The sequence below is a fragment of the Caulobacter sp. AP07 genome (assembly GCF_000281955.1).
Lineage (GTDB): Bacteria > Pseudomonadota > Alphaproteobacteria > Caulobacterales > Caulobacteraceae > Caulobacter.
Genome location: NZ_AKKF01000300.1, coordinates 1 through 6174 on the forward strand (window position 1 = coordinate 1; position 6174 = coordinate 6174).

The 6174-nt window shown below is 70.5% G+C and carries 5 protein-coding genes and 1 tRNA gene; 3 read left to right on the forward strand and 3 right to left on the reverse strand.

Annotated elements, in window-relative coordinates; all coding sequences use genetic code 11:
- Positions 1 to 22: 22 nt before the first annotated feature.
- The gene (locus tag PMI01_RS24955; RefSeq protein WP_007676204.1) at positions 23 to 1522 is read right to left on the reverse strand and encodes an amidase; all 1500 of its coding nucleotides are present in this window, start codon (positions 1520 to 1522) and stop codon (positions 23 to 25) included.
- 103 nt (positions 1523 to 1625) lie between these two features.
- Here PMI01_RS24955 and PMI01_RS24960 point away from each other — a divergent pair, with 103 nt between their 5' ends.
- Positions 1626 to 2369 (forward strand): TlyA family RNA methyltransferase, encoded by a 744-nt coding sequence (locus PMI01_RS24960; RefSeq protein ID WP_007676207.1) that lies wholly within the window; start codon positions 1626 to 1628, stop codon positions 2367 to 2369.
- A gap of 185 nt (positions 2370 to 2554) precedes the next feature.
- Here the strand turns inward: PMI01_RS24960 and PMI01_RS24965 are convergent, their stop codons facing one another.
- Positions 2555 to 3181: a hypothetical protein gene (locus PMI01_RS24965; RefSeq protein ID WP_007676209.1), complete on the reverse strand. Its 627-nt coding sequence runs from the start codon at positions 3179 to 3181 to the stop codon at positions 2555 to 2557.
- A 269-nt stretch (positions 3182 to 3450) separates the two neighbouring features.
- Here PMI01_RS24965 and PMI01_RS24970 point away from each other — a divergent pair, with 269 nt between their 5' ends.
- A complete protein-coding gene (locus tag PMI01_RS24970) occupies positions 3451 to 4677 on the forward strand; it encodes a class I SAM-dependent RNA methyltransferase (protein WP_007676210.1) in 1227 nt (408 codons plus the stop codon).
- Between the two features lie 43 nt (positions 4678 to 4720).
- The gene (locus PMI01_RS24975; RefSeq protein ID WP_007676212.1) at positions 4721 to 5785 is read left to right on the forward strand and encodes a class I SAM-dependent methyltransferase; all 1065 of its coding nucleotides are present in this window, start codon (positions 4721 to 4723) and stop codon (positions 5783 to 5785) included.
- 14 nt (positions 5786 to 5799) lie between these two features.
- On the opposite strand, the gene PMI01_RS24980 is transcribed toward PMI01_RS24975, so the two are convergent.
- Positions 5800 to 5873: transfer RNA gene (locus tag PMI01_RS24980), tRNA-Cys, on the reverse strand.
- Positions 5874 to 6174 lie beyond the last annotated feature (301 nt).

The window sequence follows — 6174 nt, forward strand, 5'->3', positions numbered from 1 at the left end:
AGGGGAGGGAAGGGCTTCGTCGCTACACGCTCACCGGCGGCTTTCTCCACGCCCACGGCTGGGCGGCCTCCAGCTCGTAGGCCAGTTCGAACAACGTCTTCTCCGCCCCGGCCCGCCCGGCGAACTGCACCCCGACCGGCAGGCCGGTCTTGGTCCAGTGCAGCGGCACGCTCATCGACGGCGCCCCGGCCACGTTGTGCAGGGTGGTGTAGCCGACATAGGCGTTGAGGTGCTCGGTCAGCTCGGGAATGGCCACGGTCGGCGCCACCCAGCCCAGCGGGGCGGGCGGCGTGCCCAGCACCGGCGACAGGATCACGTCGTAGCGCGCGAACCAGCCGTCATAGGCCCGCCCGGCGGCGTTGAGGTTGGCCACGGCCTTCTCGAGCCCGCCCGCCGGCATCTGGTTCACCAGATCGGCCATGGCCAGGGTGAAGGGGTCCAGCATCGTCCCGTCGGGCCGGCGGCCGGCGGCCTTGGCGATCCGGGCGACGAGGTCGGCGGCGCCGCTGGCCCACAGGGTGAGGAAGTCCTGGCCGAACGCCGCGCCATCCACCGGCCAGGCGGTCGGTTCGATCTTGTGGCCCAGGGACTGCATCAGCTTGGCGGCGTTCTCGACGGCCTCGCGCACCTCCGGGTCCGGCTTGCCGCCCAGCAGCGTATCGGTGAGCAGCCCGACCCGCAGCCGTCGCTTGCCGGGCCGCGTGGCCAGGCCGACGGCGGGGAAGACCGCGTCCGCGCCGCCGCGCTCGGTCGCGGCGAACAGGGTGGCGCTGTCGCGGACGCTGTGGCTGACGCAGTGGTAGACCGAAAGATCCAGGGCCCGCGACGGCGGCCGCCCCAGAATCATCCGTCCGCGCGAGGGCTTGAGGCCAAACAGGCCGCAGTTGGAGGCCGGGATGCGGATCGAGCCGCCGCCGTCGCTGGCGTGGGCGAAGGGGGTGATCCCCGCCGCCACCGCCGCCGCCGCGCCGCCGGAGGAGCCGCCGCTGGAGTGGGCCAGGTTCCAGGGGTTGCGCGTCGGGCTAAAGCCCACAGGCTCGGTGGTCGGCAGGAAGCCGTATTCCGGCGTCGCCGACTTGCCGATGACGATCAGTCCGGCCCGGTCGAAGGCGTCGACATAGCCGTCCTGGGTCTTGGCCGGCGGGTTCCGAAGCATGGCCCGCGAGCCGTACCGCGTGGGCAGGCCGACATAGTCGTCGAGATCCTTGACCAGGAACGGCACGCCGGCGAACGGACCCGCCGGTTGGCCGGGCGTCTGGTCCAGGCGCCTGGCCTTGTCGATCGCCCGGTCGAAGTCGGAGGTGACCAGGGCGCCCAGCCGGTCCTGCAGGGCCTCGGCGTCGCGCACGGCCTTTTCCGTCACCTCCAGGGCGCTGACCTCCTTGCGGCGGATGCGGCCCGCCAGTTCGACGGCGTCCGGCCCCCAGGGAGCGGGCGAAGCGGCCTTGGGCTTGGCTTGGACGGCGGACGGCGCGGCGGCGATCGCGGCGGCGGCCATCAGGCCCCGGCGGCTGAACATCATGAGCGTTTCCCCTCTTAGGTCCGACGTCTGTGGCGCGTCGGTGAACGGTGATCACTGTGAACCGGAAGGCGCGACCTCCGCAAGTCGTGCTACAGCGACGCCCATGAGCTCTTCGCCGACACGTAAACGCGCCGACATCCTGCTGGTCGAGACCGGCCTGTTCGAAACCCGCGCCAAGGCCCGCGCCGCCATCGAGGCCGGCCTGATCACGGCCGACGGCAAGACGGTGGCCAAGCCTTCGGAACTGCTGGAAGACACCGTCAAGCTGGATGGCCGGCCGCCGCATCCCTGGGTCGGGCGCGGGGCGCTGAAGCTGGTCCACGCCCTGGACCTGTGGCCGATCGCGGTCGCCGGAAAGGTCGCGCTGGACGTCGGGGCCTCGACCGGCGGCTTTACCGAGGTGTTGTTGGAGCGCGGCGCCGAGAAGGTGTTCGCCTGCGACGTCGGCCGCGAGCAACTTCACCCCCGTCTCGCCCACCATGAGCGCGTGGTCGACCTGTCGGGCGTCGACGCCCGGATTCTCGACGAGGGCTATCTGGACGACACGCCGACCCTGGTGGTCAGCGACGTCAGCTTCATCTCGGTGGAGAAGTGCCTGCCCGTGGCCCTGGACCTGGCCGCGCCCGGCGCCGACCTCGTCAGCCTGATCAAGCCGCAGTTCGAGGCCGGCCGCGAGCGGGTGGGGAAGAACGGCATGGTCAAGGACCCCGCCATCATCGCCGACTGCATCGCCTCGGTCTCGGCCTTCGTCGAGGCCTCGGGCTGGACGATCAAGGGCGTCGCGCAAAGCCCGATCACCGGCGGGGACGGCCAGGTCGAGCACCTGCTGTGGGCGGTGAAGGACTGATTGCCGCTATCCCACCTTCGTCATCCCCCGCTTTATGCGGGGGACCCAAGCCACGCTGGCCAAGTCAGCTTGGGTCCCCCGAACAAGTCGGGGGATGACGGAGTTTGGTGAGCGGCAACCAAACAAAAAGGCCGCCCGCGCGAACGCGGGCGGCCCCAAGAAGATCGAATGAGAAACAGCCGAACTTAGTCGACGACCTGGTAGCGGCCCTGGGCGTCCGGGCAGACGCGCACGAAGCGCTTCTGAGTGCGGCCGTCGGGCAGGTAGATCGGGCTTTCGGCCAGGGTGCAGCCGTTGGCGTCGGCGCGGCCGCCCTGGGTCACGGTGTAGGAGCGCTCGGACTCGTAGCTGTAGTCGCCGCGATCGCCGTAGCGGCTGTCGCTGTAGGTGGGATCGTCATAGCCCTGACCACGATTGTCGTAGGGCTGGTTGTAGGCGCCCTGGTTGTAGACCGGCGGGGGCGGAGCCCGGCCCGGGGAGCAGGCGGCCGAGTTCTTGCCGATTGCCGAACCGGCGATGGCGCCCAGCAGGCCGCCCAGCACGGCGCCTTCGGTGCGGGCGCCCTTGGCGGCCACGCCGCTGCCGATCGCCGCGCCGATGCCGGCCCCGGCCAGGCCGCCGCCCGTGCCGCGCTGCGTCGTGCTGCGGCGGCAGGGATCGTAATAGTAGCCGTTGTTGTCATAGGCGCCGCCGCTGGCGTAGGCGCCGGTGTTGCCGTACGCGCCGTAGGCCTGGGCCGAGGCCAGGGTCGGGGCCAGCGCGCCCGCCAGGGTGGCGGTGGCGGCGATACCGAGAACGGTCTTGAACATCATCGAAAAACTCCCTCGAACAGGTCCGGCGATCCGCTGGACCCGCCTTACCCAGCTAAACTGCCAAGGTCTTCATGAACGGCTGTTGAGTGACCCGTTCATCTTCGTTCACCCGCCCGATCTTCATTCACCCCTAGAGGGCCCGAATGCGCTATGGGACGTCTCGAGAGCTTTGTCGGCGCCGATCGTGGCGCAGGCATGGCGGCGCCCCGGCGCCTGTGGAAATGCACGGAACCGGTCAAGGTTCCGACGGACGAACGGAACTGTCTTGAATGCGTGAGTTGAGGATCGAGGCGGTCGGCGCCCAGGGCGACGGCTTGGCTCAAGGGGCCTTCATCCCGCTGACCCTGCCCGGTGAGCGGGTGACAGCCCAGATGAGCGGGTCGCGCGGCGAGCTGATCGATGTGCTGGAGGCCAGCGCCGATCGCGTGACCCCGCCTTGCCCGCACTTCGGCGTCTGCGGCGGCTGCGCCCTGCAGCACTGGGCCATCGAGCCCTATCTGGACTGGAAGCGCGAGCAGATCCGCATCCAGCTGGGCCGCGAGGGCCTGGAGACCGAGATCCTGCCGACCTTCGCCTCGCCGCCGGCCTCGCGTCGCCGGATGGCGCTGCACGCTCGGGGCGGCAAGGGTGGCGTGAAGCTGGGCTTCAAGGAGCGCCGCTCCTGGAACCTGGCCCAGATCGAGGTCTGCCCGGTCTCCAACCCCCGGCTGGTCGCGGCCTTTCCGGCCCTGACCCGCCTGGCGGGGCCGTTCATGGAGCATCCGAAGTCGGCGCCGACCCTGCACGTGACCCTGACCGCCACGGGCCTGGACATCGACATCACCGGCGTCGAGGCCAAGAGCGGCGGCCTGTCGGCCGACGCCCGGGTCCGCGCGGCGATGATCGCCGGCGAGGCCGACTTCGCCCGCGTCACCCTGGCCGGCGAGATGATCTACATGGCCCGCCAGCCGATGGTGAAGCTGGGCCCGGCCGTGGTCGCCCTGCCGGCCGGCAGCTTCCTGCAGGCCGTGCCCCAGGCCGAGAGGGCGATGGTCGAGTTCGCCGTCGAGGCGGCCCGGGGCGCCAGCCGCATCGTCGACCTCTATAGCGGCGTCGGCACCTTCACCTTCCGGCTGGCCGAGATCGGCGCGGTGCACGCCGCCGACAGCTCGGCCCCGGCCATCGCCGCCCTGAGGGGCGCGGTCGGTACGGCCACCGGCCTGAAGGCGATCACCGCCGAGGCACGCGACCTGACACGCCGGCCGGTGCTGTCCAGCGAGCTCAAGAAGGTCGACGTGGCGGTGATCGACCCGCCGCGCGCCGGGGCCCTGGAGCAGAGCGTCGAGATCGGCCTGTCCAAGGTGGCCCGCGTGGTCAGCGTCTCGTGCAATCCCTTGACCTTCGCCCGCGACGCCAAGGTGCTGATCGACGCCGGTTTCCGCCTGGAGCGGGTGTTGCCGGTGGACCAGTTCCTGTGGTCGCCCCATATTGAGCTGGTCGGGGTGTTTTCGCGCTAGGACGACGCTTCCTTCCAGGGAGAGGGTCGTCCGGGAGACGGCTATGAACGAACGACCGGGGGATCGCGGCCGAGGCGCCTTCGCGCTGGACGGCGCCAGCCAGCGGGCCAAGGCGGCGGTCAAGGCCGCCTGGTGGACCGCGGCCGGCGGCGTGACCCGCGCCCTGGCCCAGCCCACCCGCGGCGACGCCAAGGTCAAGTTCGAGCCCCAGGGGCCGCCAGTCTCGGCCGCCCGCCTGCGCAAGGCCTATCTGAGCGCCTTCGACAAGGACGCCGCCGACGTCGCCGCCGGCCTCTATCCGCCCGTCGAGGACGGTCCCCGCAACCCCGCCGCCGCCTTCCGCCAGGCCCTGGACGTCATCGCCGACGCCCGCGCCGTCGACCAGCGCCGCCGCCGCGGCGACGGCGTCGAGGTGCGCGAAGAGCCGGAAAGCCAAGGCTATCCAAACTACTATCGTCAGAACTTCCACTTTCAGTCCGGCGGCTGGTTCACCGACGCCAGCGCCAGGCGCTACGAAGCCCAGGTCGAGGCGCTGTTCTCCGGCGCGGCCGGGGCGATGCGGCGGCGGGCCCTGTCGCTGCTGGCCCATCATTGGCGGGGCAAGGACCAGCGCGGTCTGAAGCTGGTCGACCTGGCCTGCGGTTCGGGCAGCTTCCTGCGCGACCTCGACGGGGCCTTTCCGCGCGCCGCCATCGCCGGTCTGGACCTGTCGCGGGCCTATCTGGCCGCCGCCCGCAGCCGTTCGCGGAGGGGCGGGGTGCAGGCCAACGCCGAGACCCTGCCGTTCGCCGACGCCAGCCTGGACGGCGTGACCTGCGTCTACCTGTTCCACGAACTGCCGCCGCGCGTGCGGCCGGTGGTGGCGGTCGAGATCGCCCGGGTGCTGAAGCCCGGCGGCGTGCTGGCCTTCGCCGATTCGGTGCAGCCGGTCGACGAGCCGGATCTGTCGCGGTTGCTGGAGGCCTTCCCGGCCTATTTCCACGAGCCCTACTATTCGACCTACGCCCAGACCGACCTGCCGGCCCTGTTCGGCGCGGCCGGGCTGCGCGTGGCCGGCCAGGATCAGGCGTTCCTGACTAAGGCGCTGTTGCTGGAAAAGGCGGGTTAGACGCTAGGGGAAGGTGGAGGCCTGGCCCGGAATCGAACCGGGGTGCACGGATTTGCAATCCGCTGCGTAACCACTCCGCCACCAGGCCATCCGGGTCAACGCAAGGTGCGTCGGCGAAGAGGTCGGTTCGATACAGGAGCCCGTCGGTCTAGGCAATGGCGATGATACGGTTAGCTTGACCGGTTCTTTTCCGTGTCCGTGACGGCGTCTATCGGCTCCAGTTCCTTCCAGGAGCTGTTGACACTTGGCCCGGGGGAACGATTTCAGATCCGTGGATGTGTTCTGACGCCTGCGCCCACCCACATTCGTCATCCCCCGACTTGTTCGGGGGACCCAAGCGGAGTCTGACGCTATGTCCAAGGCCGCTTGGGTCACCCGCATAAAGCGGG

Coding starts and splice junctions, on each gene's coding strand:
- PMI01_RS24955 (WP_007676204.1), bottom strand. CDS start 1,522: ATGATGTTCAGCCGCCGGGGCCTGATGGCCGCCGCCGCGATCGCCGCC.
- PMI01_RS24960 (WP_007676207.1), top strand. CDS start 1,626: ATGAGCTCTTCGCCGACACGTAAACGCGCCGACATCCTGCTGGTCGAG.
- PMI01_RS24965 (WP_007676209.1), bottom strand. CDS start 3,181: ATGATGTTCAAGACCGTTCTCGGTATCGCCGCCACCGCCACCCTGGCG.
- PMI01_RS24970 (WP_007676210.1), top strand. CDS start 3,451: ATGCGTGAGTTGAGGATCGAGGCGGTCGGCGCCCAGGGCGACGGCTTG.
- PMI01_RS24975 (WP_007676212.1), top strand. CDS start 4,721: ATGAACGAACGACCGGGGGATCGCGGCCGAGGCGCCTTCGCGCTGGAC.